At 67.2% G+C, this 22,356-nt stretch carries 23 protein-coding genes; 12 read left to right on the top strand and 11 right to left on the bottom strand.

Annotated elements, in window-relative coordinates; translation table 11 throughout:
- The 4 genes from FZ938_RS02990 to ftsH all read right to left on the bottom strand — a co-directional run bounded on the left by FZ938_RS02990 (position 1) and on the right by ftsH (position 5,218).
- Entirely contained in the window at positions 1–759 is a 759-nt protein-coding gene (locus FZ938_RS02990; protein ID WP_149197175.1) for a response regulator transcription factor, read from the bottom strand.
- Positions 760–924: 165 nt separating this feature from the next.
- Complete coding sequence (locus FZ938_RS02985) at positions 925–2,523, bottom strand: SpoIIE family protein phosphatase (protein ID WP_246457473.1); 1,599 nt, start codon at positions 2,521–2,523, stop codon at positions 925–927.
- The gene (locus FZ938_RS02980) at positions 2,520–3,308 is read right to left on the bottom strand and encodes a substrate-binding periplasmic protein (RefSeq protein WP_149197173.1); all 789 of its coding nucleotides are present in this window, start codon (positions 3,306–3,308) and stop codon (positions 2,520–2,522) included. The genes FZ938_RS02985 and FZ938_RS02980 overlap by 4 nt, the downstream gene beginning before the upstream one ends.
- Before the next feature lie 128 nt (positions 3,309–3,436).
- The gene (gene ftsH / locus FZ938_RS02975; RefSeq protein ID WP_149197172.1) at positions 3,437–5,218 is read right to left on the bottom strand and encodes an ATP-dependent zinc metalloprotease FtsH; all 1,782 of its coding nucleotides are present in this window, start codon (positions 5,216–5,218) and stop codon (positions 3,437–3,439) included.
- A 268-nt stretch (positions 5,219–5,486) separates the two neighbouring features.
- On the opposite strand from ftsH, the gene FZ938_RS02970 reads away from it, so the two are divergent.
- The 4 genes from FZ938_RS02970 (at position 5,487) to FZ938_RS02955 (ending at position 8,754) form a co-directional block, all read left to right on the top strand.
- Positions 5,487–6,308: an ABC transporter ATP-binding protein gene (locus tag FZ938_RS02970; protein ID WP_149197171.1), complete on the top strand. Its 822-nt coding sequence runs from the start codon at positions 5,487–5,489 to the stop codon at positions 6,306–6,308.
- Between the two features lie 7 nt (positions 6,309–6,315).
- On the top strand, positions 6,316–7,116 hold the full coding sequence (locus FZ938_RS02965) for an ABC transporter permease (protein ID WP_149197170.1): 801 nt from the start codon (positions 6,316–6,318) through the stop codon (positions 7,114–7,116).
- Positions 7,117–7,140: 24 nt separating this feature from the next.
- Complete coding sequence (locus tag FZ938_RS02960; protein ID WP_149197169.1) at positions 7,141–8,169, top strand: ABC transporter substrate-binding protein; 1,029 nt, start codon at positions 7,141–7,143, stop codon at positions 8,167–8,169.
- A gap of 150 nt (positions 8,170–8,319) precedes the next feature.
- Entirely contained in the window at positions 8,320–8,754 is a 435-nt protein-coding gene (locus tag FZ938_RS02955) for an ArsC/Spx/MgsR family protein (RefSeq protein WP_149197168.1), read from the top strand.
- Positions 8,755–8,760: 6 nt separating this feature from the next.
- On the opposite strand, the gene FZ938_RS02950 is transcribed toward FZ938_RS02955, so the two are convergent.
- Positions 8,761–9,156 (bottom strand): acyl-CoA thioesterase, encoded by a 396-nt coding sequence (locus FZ938_RS02950; RefSeq protein WP_085089201.1) that lies wholly within the window; start codon positions 9,154–9,156, stop codon positions 8,761–8,763.
- A 108-nt stretch (positions 9,157–9,264) separates the two neighbouring features.
- Between FZ938_RS02950 and parE the strand changes: the two genes are divergently transcribed.
- The 5 genes from parE to FZ938_RS02925 all read left to right on the top strand — a co-directional run bounded on the left by parE (position 9,265) and on the right by FZ938_RS02925 (position 13,949).
- The gene (gene parE, locus FZ938_RS02945) at positions 9,265–11,253 is read left to right on the top strand and encodes a DNA topoisomerase IV subunit B (protein ID WP_149197167.1); all 1,989 of its coding nucleotides are present in this window, start codon (positions 9,265–9,267) and stop codon (positions 11,251–11,253) included.
- Between the two features lie 45 nt (positions 11,254–11,298).
- Complete coding sequence (locus FZ938_RS02940; protein ID WP_188093909.1) at positions 11,299–11,937, top strand: hypothetical protein; 639 nt, start codon at positions 11,299–11,301, stop codon at positions 11,935–11,937.
- Positions 11,879–12,373: a hypothetical protein gene (locus FZ938_RS02935; protein ID WP_149197165.1), complete on the top strand. Its 495-nt coding sequence runs from the start codon at positions 11,879–11,881 to the stop codon at positions 12,371–12,373. The genes FZ938_RS02940 and FZ938_RS02935 overlap by 59 nt, the downstream gene beginning before the upstream one ends.
- Positions 12,374–12,498: 125 nt before the next feature.
- A complete protein-coding gene (locus tag FZ938_RS02930) occupies positions 12,499–13,305 on the top strand; it encodes a hypothetical protein (RefSeq protein ID WP_246457471.1) in 807 nt (268 codons plus the stop codon).
- 89 nt (positions 13,306–13,394) lie between these two features.
- Entirely contained in the window at positions 13,395–13,949 is a 555-nt protein-coding gene (locus FZ938_RS02925; protein WP_149197164.1) for a hypothetical protein, read from the top strand.
- 5 nt (positions 13,950–13,954) lie between these two features.
- Here FZ938_RS02925 and FZ938_RS02920 read toward each other — a convergent pair whose 3' ends face one another.
- Both FZ938_RS02920 and FZ938_RS02915 read right to left on the bottom strand, forming a co-directional pair.
- A complete protein-coding gene (locus tag FZ938_RS02920) occupies positions 13,955–14,683 on the bottom strand; it encodes an alpha/beta fold hydrolase (protein ID WP_149197163.1) in 729 nt (242 codons plus the stop codon).
- A gap of 16 nt (positions 14,684–14,699) precedes the next feature.
- A complete protein-coding gene (locus FZ938_RS02915; protein ID WP_149197162.1) occupies positions 14,700–15,245 on the bottom strand; it encodes a hydrolase in 546 nt (181 codons plus the stop codon).
- 257 nt (positions 15,246–15,502) lie between these two features.
- On the opposite strand from FZ938_RS02915, the gene FZ938_RS02910 reads away from it, so the two are divergent.
- Together FZ938_RS02910 and FZ938_RS02905 are read left to right on the top strand one after the other, a co-directional pair.
- Positions 15,503–17,059, top strand: a complete 1,557-nt coding sequence (locus FZ938_RS02910) for a DEAD/DEAH box helicase (protein ID WP_149197161.1) — start codon at positions 15,503–15,505, stop codon at positions 17,057–17,059.
- Between the two features lie 4 nt (positions 17,060–17,063).
- On the top strand, positions 17,064–17,306 hold the full coding sequence (locus tag FZ938_RS02905) for an Lrp/AsnC ligand binding domain-containing protein (protein WP_085089209.1): 243 nt from the start codon (positions 17,064–17,066) through the stop codon (positions 17,304–17,306).
- 96 nt (positions 17,307–17,402) lie between these two features.
- Here the strand turns inward: FZ938_RS02905 and FZ938_RS02900 are convergent, their stop codons facing one another.
- From FZ938_RS02900 to FZ938_RS02890, 3 genes are all read right to left on the bottom strand, one after another.
- Complete coding sequence (locus tag FZ938_RS02900) at positions 17,403–17,822, bottom strand: winged helix-turn-helix domain-containing protein (RefSeq protein ID WP_149197160.1); 420 nt, start codon at positions 17,820–17,822, stop codon at positions 17,403–17,405.
- Between the two features lie 16 nt (positions 17,823–17,838).
- Positions 17,839–18,966: a PLP-dependent cysteine synthase family protein gene (locus tag FZ938_RS02895; RefSeq protein WP_149197159.1), complete on the bottom strand. Its 1,128-nt coding sequence runs from the start codon at positions 18,964–18,966 to the stop codon at positions 17,839–17,841.
- A gap of 92 nt (positions 18,967–19,058) precedes the next feature.
- A complete protein-coding gene (locus tag FZ938_RS02890; RefSeq protein WP_174757296.1) occupies positions 19,059–20,747 on the bottom strand; it encodes a methyl-accepting chemotaxis protein in 1,689 nt (562 codons plus the stop codon).
- 228 nt (positions 20,748–20,975) lie between these two features.
- Between FZ938_RS02890 and FZ938_RS02885 the strand changes: the two genes are divergently transcribed.
- Entirely contained in the window at positions 20,976–21,707 is a 732-nt protein-coding gene (locus FZ938_RS02885; protein ID WP_149197157.1) for a DUF6065 family protein, read from the top strand.
- On the opposite strand, the gene gmk is transcribed toward FZ938_RS02885, so the two are convergent.
- The gene (gene gmk / locus FZ938_RS02880; protein ID WP_149197156.1) at positions 21,708–22,355 is read right to left on the bottom strand and encodes a guanylate kinase; all 648 of its coding nucleotides are present in this window, start codon (positions 22,353–22,355) and stop codon (positions 21,708–21,710) included. It abuts the gene before it with no gap.
- Position 22,356: the final 1 nt, after the last annotated feature.

Below are 22,356 nucleotides of genomic sequence, written 5' to 3'. Positions count from 1 at the left end.
TTACCCCTGCGCGGCGCCCACCACCCGGATCGGCGCGGAGAAGACATAGCCGACCCCGTGCACCGACTTGAGCGGAGCCGGGCCGCCGATGGCGCCCTCCACCTTGTGGCGCAGGCGCCCGACGACGGTGTCGATGGAGCGGTCTTCCGGGTTCCAGCGGCGGTTGTACAGCGCCTGAGAGATCTGGTCGCGCGTCGCCGGCTTGCGGGCCTGGGCGGCCAGCAGGCTGGTCAGCTTCATCTCCATGCTGGTCAGGCTGATTCGGATCCCGGCCGGATTGGTCAGGCTCCATTCCGTGGGGTCCAGCGACCAGCGTGCCTCGTCGGCAGAATCGCCGGCCTCGCCGCCCGCGGTCCCGTTGGCGGCTTGGCTCGCCGTTTCCGCGGCGCGCTCGCTCAGACGGCGCAACAGCGATTTCACCTGCGCTTCCAGTTCGCGAAGCTCGACCGGCTTCACCAGATAGGCGTCGGCGCCGATCTCCAGCCCGACGACGCGGTCGACGGTGGAACTGCGGGCGGTCACCATGATGATGCCGGCGCCATGGCCGTCGCGCAGCCGGGCGGCGATCTTGAACCCGTCCTCGTCCGGCAGGTTCACGTCCAGGATGATGATGGCGGCGTTGCGGTTCCGCAGCAGCTGGTCCAGTTCCGCCCCATCGCGCGCGCCGATCGCATCGAATCCGCAGTTCGACAGATACTCGACCATGTCGGACCGCAGGGAATTCTCATCTTCGACCACGACGATCGTCGGACCTGCCATGCCGTGCTCTCCCCTGTCACCACTTCAGCGGGTGCAGCATACCCTAGGATGCCTAAATTTTAAAACAAACTCGAGGGGGTCCTGCCATCCGCGATGGATTGCCGTCACAACCTGTCACAGAAAATAGCATCTCTGTAACAGATTTGAGGGAGGGGGTCAGGAGTTTTACGCAGCGCGGCGGCTGGATCCGGCGCCGGAAGCGGCGGCTGCGTCGGTCAGCCGCACTCGGAAGCCGAACAGGGTGATGTCGTCCCGCTGTTCGCGGCTGCCCTGAAACCGGTCCAGCGAGCTTTCCAGGTCGGACTTCAGCCGGTCAAGCGGTCCGTCGCCGCCCTGGCTCAGCAGCTGGCGCAGCCTGATCCGGCCGAAACTGCGCCCGCGCTCACCGCCATTCTGGTCCACCAGCCCATCGGTGCCGATGAGGAAGGTCTGGCCGGGGCGCAGGGCGATGCTGTGGTTGGTGAAGGGCGACTCGGCAGTACCTGGGGCAGCACCCGGGGCGACGTCCCGGGCCGACCCGATCGCGGTGGGGCGATAACCCAGGCTGCGGCGATCGCCGCGCAGTTCCGTCACCTCGCCGCCGGTCACCATCAGCAGCGGAACACGGGCACCGGCGAAGACCAGCCGTCCTTCGGCCGGGCGGATGTGGCACAGCCCCAAATCCAGACCATTGTCGAAACAGTCCGTCCCGCTGCGCGCCTTCCCCTCCTGGTGCAGGGCGGCGCGGACCTTGCGGTCGACGGCGGCCAGCACCGCGGCCGGATCGTCCGCTCCCATCTGGTCCAGCACGTTGTTCAGCATCGCGCTGGCGGTCATCGTCATGAAGGCGCCGGGTACGCCATGGCCGGTGCAGTCGGCCACCGCGACGACGAAGCCGTCGGCCACCTCGCGGCAGACATAGAAATCGCCGCTGACCACATCGCGCGGGCGCCACAGCACGAAATGCTCGGTCAGCCCGGCCGACAGGGCATCGGCCGACGGCAGGATGGCGGACTGGATCAACTGGGCATAGTTGATGCTGTCCATGATGGCGCGGTTGGTGGCGGCCAGCGCCTCCGTCCGTTCGCGGACCCGGCTTTCCAGGGTGCTGGTATGGTCCTGCACCGTCGCCGCCATCCGGTTGAAGCCGTCGGCCAGCACGCCGATCTCGTCGCTCCGCCCGGCATCCATGCGGGCGCCGTAATCGCCGCGCGCCATGGCGCTGGCCAGCTGGGTCAACCGCCGCAGCGGCCGCAGCACCATGCGGTTCAGCGTCAGCCCCAGCGCCGCCATCGCCCCCAGCAGCGACAGCAGCAACAGCCCGGCCATCGGCGCCAGCGCGTTCAGCGTTGCCTGCCGCACCTCGGCCGTCGAATAGACGATGCGCAGATGCCCGACCGTCTGCACCCGTCCCTCACGCCCATGCAGGACGATGGGGCGCTCGACCGTGATGCGACCGGCGCCGTCCCCGACATCTCCCAAAGAGGTGCGTGCCAGCGGTTCATCGCGGTCGCTCTCGAAGACGGCGATGGAGCGGATGGCCGGATCGCGGACGGTCAGCGCCTCGATCATGCGCTCGGCGCTGCGGTTATCAAGTTCCCACACCGGGCCGCTCAGCGCGTCGGCCTGGGTGGCGGCGACCAGTTCCGCCCGGTGCAGCAGATCCTGGTGGCGCTGCCCCTCGACGATCCGCTCGGACAGCAGCATGGCGGCGGCACCGATGCTCGCCGTCGTCAGCAGGATGGCCCCGGCCACCCGCGCCAGCAGCGAGGATCGCCGCCTCACGCGATGATTCCGCTGCGCCGCCACAGGGCTTCCAGCCGTCCGTCTGCTTCCAGCCGATCCAGCAGCGCATCGAGCCAGCCGGCGGTGATCTTGCGGTCGCGCCGCGTCAGGATGGTGTGTTCGTAAATCTGGTCGGTGCGCTCGGACACCAGGACCTGCCGGGCCAGTTCCGGCTCGCGCTGCAGGAAGCGGGTCAGGAAGGAGCGGGTGACGATGGCGAGGTCGGCCCGGCCGGCGACGACGCTGCGGACATTGCCCTCATGCGTCACCGTGACACGGGTATGATGGCGCTGCTCCAGCAGCTTGGGATCGGCCTCGAATCCGGCGAAGGCGTAGTGATAGCCCAGCCGTCCGAGAATCGATTTGCCGTTCAGGTCGTCGAAATAGCGCTGGTCAAGTCCCGGCGCCGCCCTGGCGACGAACACCTCCGCATCGCGCAGGAAAGGCCGGGTGGCGTCGACCGGGCGATCCTGCCAGCCCCAATTGCGGCATTCGAAGGCGATCATGTCGAAGCGCCCCTGTTCCAGATCGTCATAGCGCCGCTGCGGGGCGGTCCTCACCGTGTCGAACCGGAATTCATCCTGCGCGGCATTGAACAGGTCCAGCAGGCCGCGCGTGACGCCGCTGCCCGAGTCGTCGACATAGGGCGGAAAATCATAGGCGCCGACACGGATGATGGTGGGGGGCGGGTGCGCCGCCGCCGGCCGGGAGGCCAGGAAGGGCAGGGCGAAAAGAAGAGGCAGCGTGGTCTGCAAAACCCTGCGGCGGGATAGCGGCCCCGTCATCGCGCCCCTCTCCTGTAACCCCAATTCGCGTGAGGGTCAGTCTACTCCCGTATGCACCCATGCCGCAACGCGGGACAATTCCCTATCGGGGGATAGTCTGGGAAACGTTCGACTGCCCGTACCCGACTTCAGGCCGCCTCGGTGGCGCGCTCCTGCTCGCGGTCGGCCAGTTCGGCGATCTCGCCGCCGCTCAGGGTCTCACGCTCCAGCAGGGCCTGGGCGATGCCGTCCAGCGCGGCGCGGTTGGTGCGCAACAGGCGGCGGGCATGTTCCATGCCTTCGTCGGTGAGCCGGCGGACCTCCTCGTCGATGCGCCAGGCCGTCCGTTCCGACCGCGCCCCCGGCTCAGCCGCCGCATGGGCGACGAAGCCGATCTCCTCGCTCATTCCCCAGGCGGTGACCATGCGCCGGGCCAGATCGGTGGCGGCGCGGAAGTCGGCCTCGGCCCCGGTGGTGACCTGATCGGGGCCGAAGGCCATCTCCTCTGCCGCGCGGCCGGCCATGGCGACGGCGATGTCGGCCAACAGTTTGGCGCGCGAGACCGAGACCCGGTCGCCCTCCGGCAGCCGCACGACCATGCCCAGCGCGCCGCCGCGCGGGATGATGGTCGCCTTGTGGATCGGATCGGCCTGCGGACAGCGCAAGGACACCAGCGCGTGGCCGGCCTCATGCACCGCGATCAGCCGCCGCTCGTGCGCCGTCAGGGCGAGGCTGCGGCGCTCCGTGCCCATCAGCACGCGGTCTTTGGCGGCCTCGTAATCCGCCATGGTGACGACGACGCGGCCCTGGCGCGCCGCCGAAAGCGCTGCCTCGTTGGTCAGGTTGGCAAGCTCGGCGCCGGAAAAGCCCGGCGTGCCGCGCGCCACCGTGCGGGCGCAGACGTCCGGGGCCAGAGTCAGCCGGCCGGCATGGACGCCCAGGATAGCCTCGCGCCCGGCCACGTCGGGCAGGCTGACATGGATGTGGCGGTCGAAGCGGCCGGGGCGCAGCACGGCGGGGTCCAGCATCTCCGACCGGTTGGTGGCGGCGATCACCACCACCTCTCCCCCCTCGACGATGCCGTCCATCTCGACCAGCAACTGGTTCAGCGTCTGCTCGCGTTCGGAATGGCTGGTCGATTCGCCGCGCTTGCCGGCCAGCGCGTCGATCTCGTCGATGAACAGGATGCAGGGGGCGTTGGCGCGGGCGGTCTTGAACAGGCTGCGCACGCGCGCCGCGCCCAGACCGACGAACATCTCGACGAAATCCGACCCCGACGCGGCGAAGAACGGCACGCCGGCCTCGCCCGCCGCCGCCTTGGCCAGCATGGTCTTGCCGGTGCCGGGGGGGCCGACCAGCAGGATGCCCTTCGGCACGCGGGCGCCGGCCATGGCGAAGCGGCGCGGGTCCTTCAGGAACTGCACCGTCTCGCGCAGTTCCTCCTTCGCCTCGTCCACGCCGGCGACGTCGGCGAACACCGTGTTGGTGTCCTCCGGCCGCACGCGGGTGGCGCGGCCCATGCCGAAGAACTGCCCGCCGCTCATCAGCAGCCCACCGATCAGCAGAGCCACCACCACGAAGGGCGCGGCGCGGTCCAGCACGCCCACCGTCTGCGCCATCAGCCCGCCGGGCCCCTCTTCGAAGGAGATGGCGACCGTGTGGGCACGCAGTTCCTTCAGCAGATCGTCGGTGACCGGCATGACCACGCGATAACGGCTGCCGTCGGCGGCGACCGCATGGCCGGTGCCGTTGGCAAAGGTGATGGAACTGATCTCCCCACGGCCTGCCTGCTCGATCAGCGCGCTGTAGGTGGCCGGCCGCTCGTCCGCCCGCTGATGGTGATCGTACCAGGCGGCGAAACCGAGCCACACGGCGAGCAAGGCGGCCAGGACGGCAAGTGCGATCAACGGGCGTTTCGGCAGCGTGGGCATATCGGCTCCGCGAAGGGAAAGGGACTGGCTTTCGATCTATGCCATTGATGGGACCATTGATGCTGGACGGCGGGCCGTCGCGGCAACCGATAAGGGCCCGCGTCCCTTCTTTGACACCGTAAGCGGTGCGTTTGCGGAATGGCTCCTTTCGGATTCCACGGAGATCTCAATCGGTTGCCGATAGGCTTCAGTTCGGACAGTATGGCATTCCAACCAAAGCGCATCGCCCGCCGAACCGCACCGCCAAAAAGATAAGGACCATACCGACATGGCCGAGGCCGCCGCGGCGCCCGCCCTCCAGTTGGAAGGCGTGACCTGCACCTTTCCCTCACCCGACGGCCGGGGACGTTCCTACACCGCCGTACAGGGCGCCAGCTTCACCGTCGCCGATGGGGAATTCGTGTCGATCGTCGGCCCGACCGGCAGCGGCAAATCGACAATGCTGAACGTCGCCGCCGGTCTGCTGAAACCCAGCGAGGGCCGCGCGCTCACCTTCGGGCAGCCGGTGACCGGCATCAATCCCAAGGCCGGCTACATGTTCCAGGCCGAGGCGCTGATGCCCTGGAAATCGGCGCTGGACAATGTCGCCGCCGGGCTGGAGTTCCGCGGAGTCTCGAGGGCGGAGGCGCGGGAGCGCGCGCTGCCCTGGCTGTCCCGCGTCGGGCTGGAGGGGTTCGGCGACCGATTCCCGCACCAGCTTTCGGGCGGCATGCGCAAGCGCGTGGCGCTGGCCCAGACGCTGATCGTCGATCCCAAAATCATCCTGATGGACGAGCCCTTCTCGGCGCTCGACGTCCAGACCCGCCAGATGATGGAGAACGAGCTGCTCGACCTGTGGGCGACGGACCGCAAGTCGGTGGTCTTCATTACCCACGATCTGGAGGAGGCCATCGCCATGTCCGACCGGGTGCTGGTGCTGTCCGCCGGGCCGGGGGCTCGGCTGATCGGAGAATACCGCATCGACCTGGACCGTCCGCGCGACGTGGCGGAAATCCGCATGACCCCGCAGTTCCTCGCGCTGCACCAGGAGATCTGGGCGCAGCTGCGCGACGAGGTGCTGAAGGGCTACGCCCAGACCAAGCTGCGGTGACGACATCATGAGATCCCACGCCAAACGCCTGCCCAGCCGTCCGGTCATCCTGCTGCTTCAGCTGGGCGTCCTGATCGCCTTCTTCCTGATCTGGCATGTCCTGACCGACACCAAGATTCTCAGCCCCTTCTTCTTCGGCACGCCGGGGGCGGTGCTGGCCCGCACCTGGGCCGATTTCGCCTCGGGCGTCATCTGGTACCATCTCGGCATCACGCTGCTGGAAACCGCGCTGGCCTTCGTCATCGGCACGGTGGCGGGAATCGCCTTCGGCTTCTGGTTCGCCCGCGCGCCGTTGGTCTCCATCGTCTTCGACCCCTACATCAAGGCGGTCAACGCGCTGCCCCGCGTCGTGCTGGCGCCGATCTTCGCGCTGTGGCTCGGGCTCGGCATCTGGTCGAAGGTGGCGCTGGGGGTGACGCTGGTCTTCTTCATCGTCTTCTTCAACGTCTATCAGGGTGTGAAGGAGGTCAGCCCGGTGGTTCTGGCCAACGCCCGCATGCTGGGCGCCAGTTCCCGCGACCTGTTCCGGCACGTCTATCTGCCCTCGGCCCTGTCCTGGGTCTTCTCCTCGCTGCACACAGCCGTCGGCTTCGCCATGGTCGGTGCGGTGGTGGGCGAGTATCTGGGCTCCGCCGCCGGGCTTGGCTACCGCATCCATCAGGCGGAGGGCGTGTTCGATACGGTCGGCGTCTTCTCCGGCATGTTGGTGCTGACGATCTTCGTCGTCCTGATCGACGCCGCCGTCACCATGATCGAAAAGCGGCTTCTGCACTGGCGTCCGCAGGACACCAGCGGCGGGCAGCACTGAAAATCCAACTGGGGGAGGAATCCAATGAAGCTCAAATCGCTGATCGCGGCCGCCGCGGTCGCCCTGACATTGGGAACGGCCGGACTGGCCGCGGCGCAGGACAAGCTTGAGAAAACCGACATCAAGATCGCCGTCGGCGGCAAGCCGCTGCTCTATTACCTGCCGCTGACGCTGGCGGAACGGCTGGGCTACTTCAAGGATGCCGGTCTGAACGTCGAGATCAGCGACTTCGGCGGCGGCGCCAAGAGCCTGCAGGCCCTGGTCGGCGGCTCGGCCGACGTGGTGACCGGCGCCTACGACCACACCATCCAGATGCAGGCCAAGGGCCAGCCCATCGTCGCGGTGACGCAGCTCGGCCGCTATCCCGGCATCGTGCTGGCCGCCGTCAACAAGGCCGGCACCGTCAAGTCGGTGAAGGACCTGAAGGGCAAGAAGGTCGGCGTGACCGCCCCCGGCTCCTCCACCAACTTCATGCTGAACTACGTCCTGACCTCGCTGGGCATGAAGCCGGAGGACGTGTCGGTCATCGGCGTCGGCGGCGGTCCCAGCGCCATCGCCGCGATCAAGCGCGGAGAGATCGACGCCATCGTCAACCTGGACCCGGTCATCAGCCAGGCCGAGGCTGACGGCGACATCACCGTGCTGGCCGACACCCGGACCGCCAAGGGCACGATGGAGGTCTATGGCGGCCCCTATCCCGCCGCCGTGCTCTATATGAAGCCGGACTTCGCAAAGGAGAACCCGAAGACCACCCAGGCGCTGGCCGACGTCTTCGTCCGCACCATGCTGTGGCTGAACAAGGCCAGCACGGAGGATGTGCTGAAGGTGCTGCCACAAGAATATTTCCTGGGCAACAAGGACCTCTATGCCCAGGCGTTCGAGCATTCCAAGCCGACCTATTCGCCCGACGGCCGCTTCACCCAGGACGGTGCCGAAGCCGCGCTGAAGGTGCTGAAGGCCTTCGATCCGGCGGTGGCGTCCGCCAACATCGACCTGTCCAAGACCTACACCAACCAGTATGTCGAGGACGCCCTGAAGCGCCTGCAGAAGTGAGCCTGACGGCCCCTTCGCAATACCCATAGAAAAAATGTGGGCGCGGCGGAATGTCGCGCCCTTTTTCGTGCTGCACCGCCGTTAGACTGGACGAAATCGGTCCTGATTGCTCCCCGGATCAGGATCCCCCATCCAGCAGCGGAGTGTCCCATGGCCGAAGTGATTTTCTACGGACTGGCCGGTTGCCCGGCGAATGCCAGGCAGAAGCAGCAGCTGACCGCCGCCGGCCACAGGCTGGTCGAACGCGACCTTGCCACCGCCGATCTGACCGCCGCCGATCTCCGCGCCTTCTTCGGCGACAAGGAGGTCGATTCCTGGTTCAACCGCCGCGCCGCCGCAGTGAAGTCCGGCGCCGTCAATCCTGCCGCCCTTGACGAGTCCACCGCGCTGGCCGCGATGCTGGCCGACCGCGACCTGATCCGCCGTCCGCTGATCCAGGTCGGCGACCGCCGCGAGGCCGGCTTCGACCCCACCACGCTGCATGCCTGGATCGGCCTGACCTCCGGCGAAAGCTGCGACGACAAGCATGCCCGCGGCCAGTGCGACCACGGCCATCAGCATTTCGTCAAGGCGCCGGGGGCCTGACGGTGCTCACTCCGGAGGCACTTCGCGCGGCTTGCGGTCCTCGCCGATGGCGACGTAGGTGAACACGCCCTCCGTCACCTTGATCGGGTCGGAGCCGGAGCGTTCGCGTCGCACCCAGGTCTCGATGCGGACGCGCAGCGAGGTGCGGCCGACCTTCTCGATGCGGGCGAAGCAGCTCACCTCGTCGCCGACGAAGACCGGCTTGTGGAAGGTCATCGCCTCGATCCCGACGGTGGCGACGCGGCCATGGCTGCGCCGCACCGCCACCGTCCCGCCGGCCAAATCCATCTGCGCCAGCAGCCAGCCGCCGAAGATGTCGCCGTTCGGATTGGTGTCCGCCGGCATCGCGATGGCCCGCAGGGCAGGGCCATTGTCGAAGTCGTATGTGTCCGCTGCGCTCATGCTTCCTCCGGCGTCACGAAAAATTCCTGCCCCAAAGCCTGTGGCACCGCACTATAAACGGCCCAGGACGCGCTTGCGCACCCCTGACGAAATTCCTATCATCCCGTCATGAGCGATCTTTTCGAGAACACGGCCCCCAAGGCCGACAGCTATTCCGCCCAGGACATCGAGGTTCTGGAGGGGCTGGAGCCTGTCCGGCGCCGTCCGGGCATGTATATCGGCGGCACCGACGACCGCGCGCTGCACCATCTGGTGGCCGAGGTCCTGGACAACGCCATGGACGAGGCGGTGGCCGGTCACGCCAGTCGAATCGACCTGGAGCTGGCCGCCGACTATACGGTGATGGTCCGCGACAACGGGCGCGGCATCCCCATCGACGACCACCCGAAATATCCGGGCAAGTCGGCGCTGGAGGTCATCATGACCACGCTGCACTCCGGCGGCAAATTCTCCAACAAGGTCTACCAGACCTCGGGCGGCCTGCACGGCGTCGGCCTGTCGGTGGTGAACGCCCTGTCGGACCGGCTGACCGTGGAGATCGCCCGCGAAAAGCAGCTCTACGTCCAGGAATACAGCCGCGGCCTGCCGCAGGGACCGCTGGGGCATCGCGGCAACGTCAACCGGCGCGGCACCACCATCCGCTTCCATGCCGACCCGGAAATCTTCGGCGAGACCGCTCACTTCGAGCCGCACCGGCTCTACCGGCTGGCGCGCTCCAAGGCCTATCTCTACCGCGGCGTCGAGATCCGCTGGAGCTGCGACCCGTCCCTGCTGTCGGTCGACGCCACCACGCCGGCGTCGGAGACCCTGCATTTCCCCGGCGGGCTTCAGGACTACCTGAACGCCGCGCTGAAGGACCGCAAGACGCTGACGCGCTTGCCTTTCGCCGGCGCGCTGGACTTCCCCAACGGCCAGGGCCGGGTGGAATGGGCGGTGGCGTGGCCCGACGACGACGAGGGCTTCTCGCACACCTACTGCAACACCGTGCCCACCCCGCAGGGCGGCACTCACGAAGCCGGCCTGCGCACCGCGCTGACCCGCGGCCTGAAGGCCTATGGCGAGCTGACGAACAACAAGCGCGCCGGGCAGGTCACCGCCGACGACGTGATGGGCGACGCCTGCGTCCTGCTCTCGGTCTTCATCCGCGAACCGCATTTCCAGGGCCAGACTAAGGAAAAGCTGGTGACGGCGGAGGCGCAGCGCCTCGTCGAGACCGCGGTGAAGGACCATTTCGACCATTGGCTGTCCGGCGACCCGCAGAGCGCCAACGGCCTGCTGGAACGGCTGATCGAGAAGGCCGAGGAGCGGGCGCGCCGCAAGCAGTCCAAGGAGATGACGCGCAAGTCGGCCACCCGCCGCCTGCGCCTGCCCGGCAAGCTGGCGGACTGCTCGCGCAACTCCCCGGAGGGCACCGAACTGTTCCTGGTCGAGGGCGATTCGGCCGGCGGTTCCGCCAAGCAGGCGCGCCAGCGCGAGACTCAGGCCATCCTACCGCTGCGCGGCAAGATCCTGAACGTCGCCAGCGCCTCGGTCGACAAGATGAAGGCCAACCAGGAGCTGAACGACCTGACCCAGGCGCTGGGGTGCGGCATCGGCAAGGACTTCTCGACCGACAAGCTGCGCTACGAGCGGGTCATCATCATGACCGACGCCGACGTCGACGGCGCCCACATCGCTTCGCTGCTGATGACCTTCTTCTATCGCGAGATGCCGGGCCTGATCCAGGAGGGGCACCTCTATCTCGCCCTGCCGCCGCTCTACCGCCTCAGCCACGGCAACAAGCAGGTCTACGCCCGCGACGACGCCCACAAGGACGAACTGCTGTCGAAGATGTTCAAGGGCAAGAAGCCCGACATCAGCCGCTTCAAGGGCCTGGGCGAGATGATGCCGGCCCAGCTGCGCGACACGACGATGGACCCGTCCAAGCGCTCACTCCTGCGCGTGGTCGTTCCCAACGCCGCCGATCCGGAGGAAAAGCCGGAATGCGAGCGCACCCGGTCCTTGGTGGAGGATCTGATGGGCAAACGGCCGGAGCTGCGCTTCAAGTTCATCCAGGACAACGCGAAGTTCGTAAAGGCCGACGACATCGACGTGTGACGGCGACGCTTGGCAGCGCCGGGATTCGAGATCAGCGGAGGCGCAGTGGAGCTGTCGAGGAACCTGCTGGAACGGGCATTTGAAATGATGGGTGACCTTGCCGCACAGGATGGCAAGGTCATCGACATCGCCGTCTATGGCGGATCGTGCCTTCTGCTCGCCGGCAACATCCGCGACGTGACTCGTGATGTCGATGCGGTGTTCCTCAGCGAACGAAGCCGCGGCTACGAGCTTGCCGATCTCGTCGGGCGTCGTCTCGGCCTTCCCGATGACTGGCTCAATCAGGCGGTAAAGAGCGTTGCTCCGCCGAAGGGCAATCCGCAGCCTAATCTGCTTCCATTTGGGGAATATCCCAGAAATGGGCAGATCGGTCTTCGCGTCTATCTGCCGACTCCGGAATACATGCTGGCGATGAAGTTGCTCGCCAACCGGCTCGACGACCCCGAAGGACTGGCCCGAGACAGGCGCGACCTCTATTTTCTGATGGATGTCACAGGCTTGGCTACAGCAGAGCAGCTGGCAGAGCTTGTGATGCTCTGCTATCCGCAGGTTCCCGGAATAAACGCGCGCATCGCCGCGAAGATCGAGGATACCGTCCAGGGTTATGCTGCCCGGGAGTGTGAAGATGACCGACGACCTGAACCATCGTCCTGGAACGCTGGCCGAGGCCATCCGACGCTATAAATCCGGACGGCAGACCTTCTCGGTGGCGTTGGGCGAGTTCCTCGACGAATTCTATATGGACGGTGACATGGGCAGGCGGTACGCCCGCGTCCAGGACTCTCCGGAGTGCGTTGGCGACAACGTCCTTGACGCCTATGCGGGCGCGGTCGGCGAACATCTGGTGCGCCGCTGGCACCTCGGCACGCCGCCGGAATGGACCGAGGAACCTTGCCGCTTCCTTCGCCGCCCTTGGTTCCCGCCCGGCGTGCAGGCGGAGAAGCCGATCCTTCTGGTCGAAAGCCCGATGGCCTTCCGCCGCAGGATGCTGTTCGTCGAGGCGGAGCCCTTGCGGCGGGCGCGGATGCCCCATGACGCGCGCTGGTGTGCCTACGAATATCTGCGCACGGGTTTGATGCCGGAGGAGGACACACTCGATCCGACCCCGGACGCCGCATAGGAATGGGTGGAAAATCCCGTAATTATTTCGCTGTTTTGGGGAAGGTGTCGCCTGGTCTATCATTCGGGATAGCGCCATTTCCGGGAGATTGTCTCGCGGACCATGGCCCGACCCGTAGGAGGCGTATGCACCCCTTGGCCTATCCCGGCGCCGACATTCCGGCCGATGCCATCCCGCCCGGGATGATTGCCGACGCGCTGTCGCCGTTGACCCCTTTCGTCACCGACCTCTTCGTTCCCCGCTATCAACCCTGCGAGGTCGGGCGCTGGCGTTTGCAGGTGGCGCCGATCCTGCTCAGTGCCGGCTATTGGAGTCCGGCACTGATGACGACCGATACCGCCGCCCTGATGCGGCGCGAGGCCGACGGCGAGTATCGCTGCTGGATGTCGATGACGCCGATGGAGATCGAAAGCCAGGAAATCGGCGTCCGTGCCGCCACCGGCCATACGGTGGTGATGGGTATGGGCATGGGCTGGGCGGCGGTGAACGCGGCCCTGCGGCCGGAGGTGACGCGGGTCACGGTGGTCGAACTGGATCCCGATGTGATCGAGGTCAACCGCAACGTCGGCCTGTTCGACCAGCTTCCGGCCGAGGCCGTGGCCAAGATTTCCATCGTCAATGCCGACGCGCTGGAGTTCCGCACCGACGAGCCGGCCGACACGCTGATGACCGACATCTGGCTGCCGATCAACGGCGACGAGCGGATGGAGCAGTCCCGGATCATGGCGCGCAACACCGGTGCCCGGCGGGGCTATGTCTGGGGCCAGGAACTTGCCATCGCCCGCCGTGCCCGTTCGCTCGGGCTGGAGTTGAATGAGGCGACGGTGGCGCGGATCGTCGCGGAATTCGATCTTCCGCTGATCGGGCCGGAGCTTCCCGACTATCCATCCCTGATCGGCCGCGCCGCGGACAAATGGCTGAAGGATGTGTGACGCCAGGGTCACGCGCTGCGCTGAACCTCTCGTCCGGCGCAGCGTTGCTCCCCATATCGGGAACAGCGACACCAACGGACGAACTGAAAATGCGCATGCTCCCGCCGCTCGCCGCCCTTTTGCTGGGCGCCTCGACCCTTGCCGCCTGCTCCAACGAGCGGGTGGTGGCGAGCGAGCCGGCCCCGGCCTACACGCGTAGCGAAGTGGCCTATGCGGCGGGCAACCGCGACCTGCGGGTGGTGCTGCACGGCGACCCCTTCGGTCTGCCGCCGGAGCGCTTCGCGGAGAAGGTGCTGCCCCAAATGCAGAACCGCGTCATGGGCGTGAAGACCAATTTCACCACCACGCCCAACGATACGGCGCGGCGCGACTACAAGGTGGTGCTGGCCTTCAATGTCACGGAAAACACGCTGAACTCGGAGCTGTGCACGAACGGCCCGATCCGGACCTCTCCACCGGGCGGGGCCATCGTCGTGCAGGGGGCGTTCTGCCGGTCGGGTGCCGCGCTGATCTCCGCCACCGGCTGGCTCGACCGGCCTCAGGGGCCCGACGATCCGGATTTCCGCAGCCTCATCAGCGACATGACCTTCTCACTGTTCCCCAGCCCGCGGGCGGATCTGTTCTGCAACGGATCCGACTGCTGAGTGGATCAGCCCCGCAGCAGCCAGTCGCGCATCAGGGCGGTGACCGCCTGCGGCTGTTCCATCGCCGACAGATGGCCGCAGTCCTCGATCAGCACCAGCCGGGCGCCGGGAATGGCCTCCGCCATCTCCTCATGCAGGGCCGGCGGCGTCAGGATGTCCTGGCGACCGCAGATCACCAGAGTCGGGCAGCGGATGGCGGCCAGTCCCGGCCGGCTGTCCACCCGGCCGATGATGGCCTCCTGCTCCCGCGCATAGCCGTCGACGCCCACGCGCTCCATCTGCGCCAGGACCGAACGGACAAATCCGTCGTCCGCCAAACGGTCCGGGTGGACCAGGCGGGGCAGGGCGGCGCGGATCACCTGTCCGTATCGCCCCTGCCGGGCGAGCGCCACCGCCTCCCGCCGGGTGGCCGTCGCCTCCGCCGTGTCGGGGCGGGCGTTGGTGTCGAGCAGGGCCAGCCGCTCCACCCGTTCCGGCGCGCGGCGCAGGATCTCCAGCGCGACATAGCCGCCCATCGACAGGCCGGCGACGGCGAAGCGTTCCGGCGCCTGGGCCAGCACCTTGTCGGCCATCGCCGCGATGGTCGCGCAGTCGGCCAGTTCGATCACCTTCGGGTCGGCGACCTCGCCCAGATGCCGGACCTGATGGTCCCACAGTGCCGCGTCCAGCGGCATGCCGGGCAGCAGGATCAGGGTGGGGCGGCTGGTGGGGTTCCCGGAGGGGGGCGGGGACATGCGGCTTCTCCTGCGTTCACTTCACCAGTGCGCTGACGACCTTGAAGACCGGCGTGCCGGCCCGTTCCATCCACTCGAACAGCACCATTTCGGTGGTGACGATGGTCACGCCGGCGGCGCGCATCCGCTCAAGCGCCATGGCGTGGTTGGCGGGGGTGCGCGACGATGCCGCGTCGGCGACCAGATAGACCGCATGGCCCTGCTGGCGCAGTCCCAACGCGGTCTGCATCACGCAGACATGCGCTTCCGTCCCGCACAGCACGATCTGCGGGCGGTTCAACGCCTCGACCGCCGCATTGAAGGCCGGCTCGCCGGTGCTGCCGAAGGTGATCTTCTCGATCACCGGTGTGCCTTCCGGCAGATGGGCGCGCACCGCCTCCACCGTCGGTCCCAGGCCGCGCGGATATTGTTCGGTCACCAGCACCGGCACCGACAGGGCGGCGGCACCCTTCAGCAGCATCGCGGCGTTGCGGACGACGCGCTCGGAGTCGTGGATGGCCGGCAGCAGCCGTTCCTGCACATCCACCACCACCAGCACCGATTCCTGGGCACGAAGAATCATCAAATGCTCTCGACCGTTCCATTTGAAGCGGACAGCCTCCGACCGGGGCGCCGGCAAGCGCCGCGACTCGCGGTACTGCCGGACGACAGCCTAGCGCAGAGTGCCGAATTCGCCAACGCGGCGTGTTTTCGCGCCAATTTTCGGTTTCGGAACATCGGATCTATTGACATGCAGCTTTGACTTCCTATTCTTCGGCCTCATCCAGGCATCGGGCGTCGAACGCTCGATTTCCGCACTCCAGAACAGAAACAGGTTGGATGCTTTTTTCGGAACTTGGGCTTGGCCCTGACGTCCTGCGCGCCATCGAGGACAAGGGTTACACCCAACCGACGCCCATTCAGGAACAGGCAATTCCCTGTGTCCTGCAACGCCGCGACGTGCTGGGCTGCGCGCAGACGGGCACCGGCAAAACGGCGAGCTTCACCTTGCCCATGATCGACATCCTGGCGTCGGGCCGTGCCCGCGCGCGGATGCCGCGGTCTCTGATCCTGGAGCCGACGCGAGAGCTGGCCGCCCAGGTGTCGGAAAGCTTCGAGACCTACGGCAAGTACCACAAGCTCAGCATGGCGCTGCTGATTGGCGGCGAGACCTTCACCGAACAGGTGAAGAAGCTCGACCGCGGCGTGGATGTGCTGATCGCGACTCCGGGTCGTCTCATCGACCTGTTCGAGCGCGGCAACATCATGCTGAACGACATCAAGGTCTTCGTCATCGACGAGGCCGACCGCATGCTCGACATGGGCTTCATCCCGGACATCGAGCGCATCGTCAGCAAGCTGCCGAAGAACCGCCAGACCCTGTTCTTCTCGGCGACGATGCCGCCGGAAATCCGCCGTCTGGCCGATGCCTTCCTGACCCAGCCGCTGGAGATCAGCGTCGCTCCGCCCGCCTCGCCGGCGGAGACGGTGACCCAGGCGCTGGCCCTGGTCCATGAGATGGACAAGCGCAAGGCGTTGCGCCATCTGCTGCAGACCGAGGACGTCAAGAACGCCTTCATCTTCTGCAACCGCAAGCGCGATATCGCCGTCCTGCAGAAGTCGTTGGAGCGCCACGGCTTCAATGTCGGCGCTCTGCATGGCGACATGGTGCAGTCCAAGCGCACCGAGACGCTGGAGCGGTTCAAGCAGGGCGAGATTTCGCTGCTGGTCTGCTCCGACGTCGCCGCCCGCGGCATCGACGTCCAGGGACTGAGCCACGTCTTCAATTTCGACGTGCCGCTGACCCCCGACGACTATGTCCACCGGATCGGCCGCACCGGCCGAGCCGGCAAGCAGGGCAGGGCCTTCATGTTGGCCACGCCGGACGACACGAAACTTGTCGGCGCAATCACGCGCCTCATCAAGCGGGAGATTCCCATGATCGCCATCGACGGCCTGGAGACGGCCGAGTTCGGCGAGGAAGACGGCAGCTCCCGCGGTCGCGGCCGTGGTCGTGGCGGCCGTGGTGCCAAGCCCGACAGCCGCTCGGAAGCCCGTCCGCCCCGCGGCGGCCGTGAGGAGCGCCCCCCGCGTGAGGAGGCAGCCGCCCCCCGCGAGGAGCGTCCGGTTCGTGAAGAGCGTCCGGTCCGCGAGGAACGCTCCGCGCGCGACGACCGTCCGGTTCGTGAGGAGCGCCAGCCCCGCGAATCGCTGGCCGCTGCCGAATCCCGACGCAGCAACGAGCCGCGCCGCGACCGTGATCGCGACCGCCGCCGCCGCCGCGATGACGATGACGATGACGTGCCGGTGATCGGCTTCGGCGATCACATGCCGGCCTTCATGCTGCGCTCGGCCCGCCCGCGTCCGTCCAGCGAAGCCTCGACCGAGGAGGGCTGAGCCCGTGCAGACCATCTTCGTCATGGTCAAATGCGATCTCGGTCGCGCCTATGAAGTCGCCGATCAGGCGGTGCAACTGATCGAACAGGTGTCGGAGGTGCATTCCATCTCCGGCCAGTATGATCTGCTGATGAAGTGCTACCTGAAGCAGGACGACGACATCGGCCGTTTCGTGACGGAGCATGTGCAGACGCTTCCCGGCGTTCGCGACACCTTCACGCTGATTGCCTACAAGGCATTCGCGTAGACGGTTCGCGGGGTTGGAAAATGAAAAGGCCGGGCAGTGTGCCCGGCCTTTTGCGTTTCAAATCGCCTGAGACGCAAGTCCCGCTCAATTCCCCGCTCAACTCCCCGGGCCACACCCCGGCCCCACCCCCGGATCGCCGGCAAAGCTCCCGTCGTCCACCTGCTTGTCCGCGCCGTAATCCGGGTTGATCCCCGCCGCCAGTGCCGCCAGCCGGTGGGCCGTCGCCACATGCGCTTCGCGCTCGACCGCGCGGTAATGGTCGATCACCTGTTCGCCAAACCCGGTCAGCACCGTGCCGCCGCCATGCTTGCCACCGACTGCCGCACTCACCACCGGCTCGCGGAAGATTCGGTTCAGGTCGTCCACCAGCAGCCATGCCCGCCGATAGGACATGCCCAGCGCCCGCCCGGCGGCGGAGATCGACCCGGTCTCGCGGATCCGCTCCAGCAGAGCGATCTTGCCGGGACCGATCGAGCCGCCGGTCTCGAAATCGATGCGGATCCGCATGCGGGTCATGGCCGCCGGCTCCCGGTCAGCGCCCGGCCGTTTCCAGACCATCGCCGCTCCAGGCACCGGTCCGGAAGAAGCCGTCGATCCGCTCGCACCACGGGTCGATGTCCAGCCCGTTGGCCTGCAGCCAATCGCGGTTGAAATAGGTCCCCATATAGCGTTCGCCGGGATCGCAGATCAGCGTGGCGACGCTGCCCTGCCGGCCCTCGCGCGTCATTTCGGCGATCAACTCGATGGAGCCCACCAGATTGGTGCCGGTCGAGCCGCCGCAGGCGCGGCCCAGCCTCTCGCGCAGGACCCAGACGGCGGCGATGCTGGCGGCGTCGGGGACGCGGATCATCCGGTCGATCACCGTCGGCTGGAAGGACGGCTCCACCGTCGGCCGCCCGATGCCTTCGATGCCGGACCCCCGCCCGACATTGGCCTTCGGGTCGTTGTCGCGGAATCCCGCGAAGAAGGCCGAATGCTCCGGATCGGCGACGCACACCCGTGTCGGCAGCCGGCGATAGCGCACATAGCGCCCGAAGGTGGCCGAGGTGCCGCCGGTGCCGGCGCCGCAGACGATCCAGTCCGGCACAGGATGCGGTTCCTGCGCCAGCTGTTCGAAGATCGACTGGGCGATGTTGTTGTTGCCGCGCCAGTCGGTGGCGCGCTCCGCATAGGTGAACTGGTCCATGAAATGGCCGTCGCAATCGCGGGCCAGCCGCTGCGCCTCGGAACAGACCTCCGACGCGCGCTCCACCATATGGCAGCGGCCGCCATAGAACTCGATCTGCGCGATCTTGGCCGGCGAGGTGTTGCGTGGCACCACGGCGACGAAAGGCAGTTCCAGCAGCTGGGCGAAATAGGCCTCCGACACCGCCGTCGATCCCGACGACGCCTCGATCACCGTCGTGCCCTCGCGCACCCAGCCATTGCAGATGGCGTAGAGGAACAGCGACCGCGCCAGCCGGTGCTTCAGGCTGCCGGTGGGGTGGGTCGATTCATCCTTCAGGTACAGCGTGATCCCTTGCGCCGCCGGGATCGGCAGCCGCAGCAGGTGGGTGTCGGCCGAGCGGTTCACATCCGCCTCGAGTCGGCGCAGCGCCTCGTCGAGCCAGCCCCGGCGGGCGACGGTAGGGAAAGCTGCGGCGGGGGAGGGGGTGGTCATGGCATCCTGTCCGGCGATTGGCAGAACCCATCCATAGCGCGGATTGTTGCCGATTGCATCCGGCGCCGCACCCGCTCCCCGCGGCAAGCCCCTCAGCCCTGGCGGATGCGGGCGACGAAGGCCGACACCTCGCCCAGCATGCGGTCGGCGCGCTCGCCCACCGCGCGGGCCGCGGCGGCGACCTCGACGGAGGCCTGGCCGGTGGCCGTGGCGTGGCTGCACACCATGTTCAGGCTGTCGGACACCGAACTGACGCCCTGCGCCGCCTCGTTGACGTTGCGGCTGATGTCGCGGGTTGCCGCACCCTGCTCCTCGATGGCGGCGGAGATACTGGACGCGACGCTGTTCACCGTCTCGATGGCGCCGCCGACGCCGCGCATCGCCTCGACCACCGAGGAGGTGGCGTCGGTCATGGCGGCGATCTGCGCCTGAACGTCGTCGGTGGCCTTGGCGGTCTGGTTGGCGAGGTTCTTCACCTCGCTGGCGACCACGGCGAAGCCCTTGCCCGCTTCGCCGGCACGGGCGGCCTCGATGGTGGCGTTCAGTGCCAGCAGGTTGGTCTGTTCGGCGATGGAGCGGATCAGGTCGACCACCTCCACGGTGCGCCGGGCAACGCTGTCCAGTTGCTCGATCAGGGCGTAGGTGCGACGCACATCCTCCACCGCGCGGGCCGAGCCGGTGGTCGATTCGGCGATCTGCTGGGCGATCTCGCGGATGGAGGCGGCCAACTCCTCGGTGGCACCGGCCACCGCCTGGACATTGCCGGAGGTCGTCCCCGCGGCGCGGGCGGCGCCGTTCATCAGCCGGGTGGTCTGTTCCGCCCCGCTGCTCATGGCGCCCGACGTGTGGGTCAGCTGCCCCGCCGACTCGGCGACCGAGCGGACCAGGGCGCCGACCGTGCTTTCGAACTCGTCGGCCAGCCGCTTCATGGTGGCGCGGCGAGCCTCATCGGCTTCCCGTTCCAGCGCGGCGTGACGGCGGCGCAAATCCTCCGCCTCGATGGCGCTGAGACGCAGGGTTTCCACCGAGCGGGCCAGCGCCCCAACTTCGTCGGTGCGGTCGGTGCCGGCGACCTGGGCGCCGAGATCGCCCTTGGCGATGCGGCCGGTGGCGGAGGCGATGCCGTCCAGACCCTTGCCGATGCGCGACACCAGTCGGAAGCCGAACAGCCCCAGCAGCAGCGCCGCCGCCAGCGTCGCCGCCAGCGTGTTGATCAGCGTACTGCGGAAAGCAGTGTCGACGTCGTCGATGTAGACGCCGGTGCCGATCATCCAGCCCCACGGTTCATAGATCGCGGCATAGGCCAGCTTCGGAAACGGTTCGGTGCCGCCGGCCTTGGGAAAGTTGTAGACCAGGGTGCCGTCGCCGCTGCGCGCCGAGTCGATCAGACCGCGGATCACCAACACGCCGTTGCTGTCCTTGAAATCGGCCAGCTTGCGGGTGCCGTCCAGATCGGGGCGGACGCCGTGGAACACGTTGGTGCCGTCGAACTCGTACCCGAACATGTATTCGTTGCCGAAGAAGCGCAGGGCCCGCAGCGTAGCCTTTGCGCGGGTCTGCGCTTCTTCCCGGCTGAACTCGCCCTTGGCGGCACGCTCGTCGTAGGACTTCATGATCGACAGCGAGGTTTGCACCACCGCCTCGATGGATTTGCGGTATCCCTCGACCATCGTCTCACGCTTCGAGGTCGCGGACCAGATGCCGGCCACCAGGATGGTGGCGAGGAACAGCCCCTGAAGGATCAGGAGCTTCGCCTTGATGCTGTTGAGTTTGTTGAACATTGCCGCACCCCACACGATACACGCGCCGCCGCCGCCCGCAGGCGCCGAATAATGCGCATCGCTAATTGAAATAATACTAATATAGAGTGTGACACATATTCGAGTATTTCGCGACCGGGAAACACATAACACCGGCCTAGGAGTAACCCGGATGGACAGGCGGCCGGTTGTGACCATCGCCGGCCTCCGGGTTACGCCCGATGGAGAAGTCTGGCAGGATGCGGCGCCATGACGCTGATCGCTTATCCGCTCTCGGGCGTGCTGCCCGACATCCGCCCGGCTCGTCCGACCCGCGACTGGATCGACGCCCTGCCGGAGCAGTACGGCTATCGCTGCCTGCCGCTGAACATCGCCAGCATGCATGGCTGGGAGGTCTGCTGCCCCGTGCGGGTGACGGCGGTGTGGGATGGCGGAATCGGTGTGGAGGCCATCACCGTCACCGCGGAGGAGCAGCACCCCCTGCTGCCCGCCAGCCATTTCGGCAGCGGCGTGCTGACCTTCCACGTCGCAGCGCTGTTCCGCACGCCGCCGGGCGTCAACCTGATGGTGACCGGACCGCTGAACCACCCGAAGCATGGGATCATGGGCCTGTCGGGGATCATCGAGACCGACTGGTCACCGTACCCATTCACCATGAACTGGAAATTCACCGCGCCCGGCGTGCCGGTCACCTGGGAGAAGGGCGAACCCTTCGCCCATCTGATGCCGATCCAGCGGGGCTTGGTGGAAAGCCTGACGCCGGAGGTCCGCGACCTCGACAGCGACCCGGAAACGGCGGCGCAGTACCGCGCCTGGGCGGCATCGCGCAGCCAGTTCAATACCGACCTGCAGACGCCGGGCAGTGCCGCCGCGCAGGAACGCTGGCAGAAGGGCTATTACCGCGGCAAACAGCCTGACGGCAGCGACGGCCCGCCCGGCCACGAGATCAAGGTCCGGGCGAAACCGTTTCCAGACAAGTAGTTACAGCGTGTCCTGAATGCTGCGCACGAATTCCGGCAGGCCGACCTGACGGCGGCGGCGCAGCCGTTCGGCGTGCAGGATCGCTTCCACCGCGGCGATGCTTTCATTCACGTCGCTGTTGACGATGACATAGTCGTATTCCGGCCAGTGGCTGATCTCGTTGGACGCCTTCGCCATGCGGTTGGCGATTACCTCCTCCGAATCCTGGCCACGGCCGCGCAGGCGGCGTTCCAACTCACCGACCGACGGCGGCAGGACGAAGACGCTGACCAGATCGTCGCGGGCATTCTGCGCCAGCTGCTGCGCACCCTGCCAGTCGATGGCGAACAGCACGTCGCGCCCGGCGCCCAGCGCATCCTCCACCGCCACCCGCGGCGTGCCATAGCAGTTGCCGAAGACGCGGGCATGCTCCAGCAGGTCGCCGGTGTCCGCCATGTGGTCGAAGCGCTGCTGGTCGATGAAGTAGTAGTCCAGCCCTTCGGCCTCGCCGGGGCGCATCGGCCGGGTCGTCACCGACACCGACATGGTGATGCCGGCATCGCGCTCCAGCAGGCCGCGGGCGATGGTGGTCTTGCCGGCACCCGACGGGGAGGACAGCACCAGCATCAGGCCGCGCCGGTGGATCAGGGAGGTGTTGGTCGCAGCCATG

The organism is Azospirillum oryzae (assembly GCF_008364795.1).
Lineage (GTDB): Bacteria > Pseudomonadota > Alphaproteobacteria > Azospirillales > Azospirillaceae > Azospirillum > Azospirillum oryzae.
The sequence above is the reverse complement of the archived record's forward strand: the minus strand, read 5'-3'. Positions and strand labels throughout refer to the sequence as shown.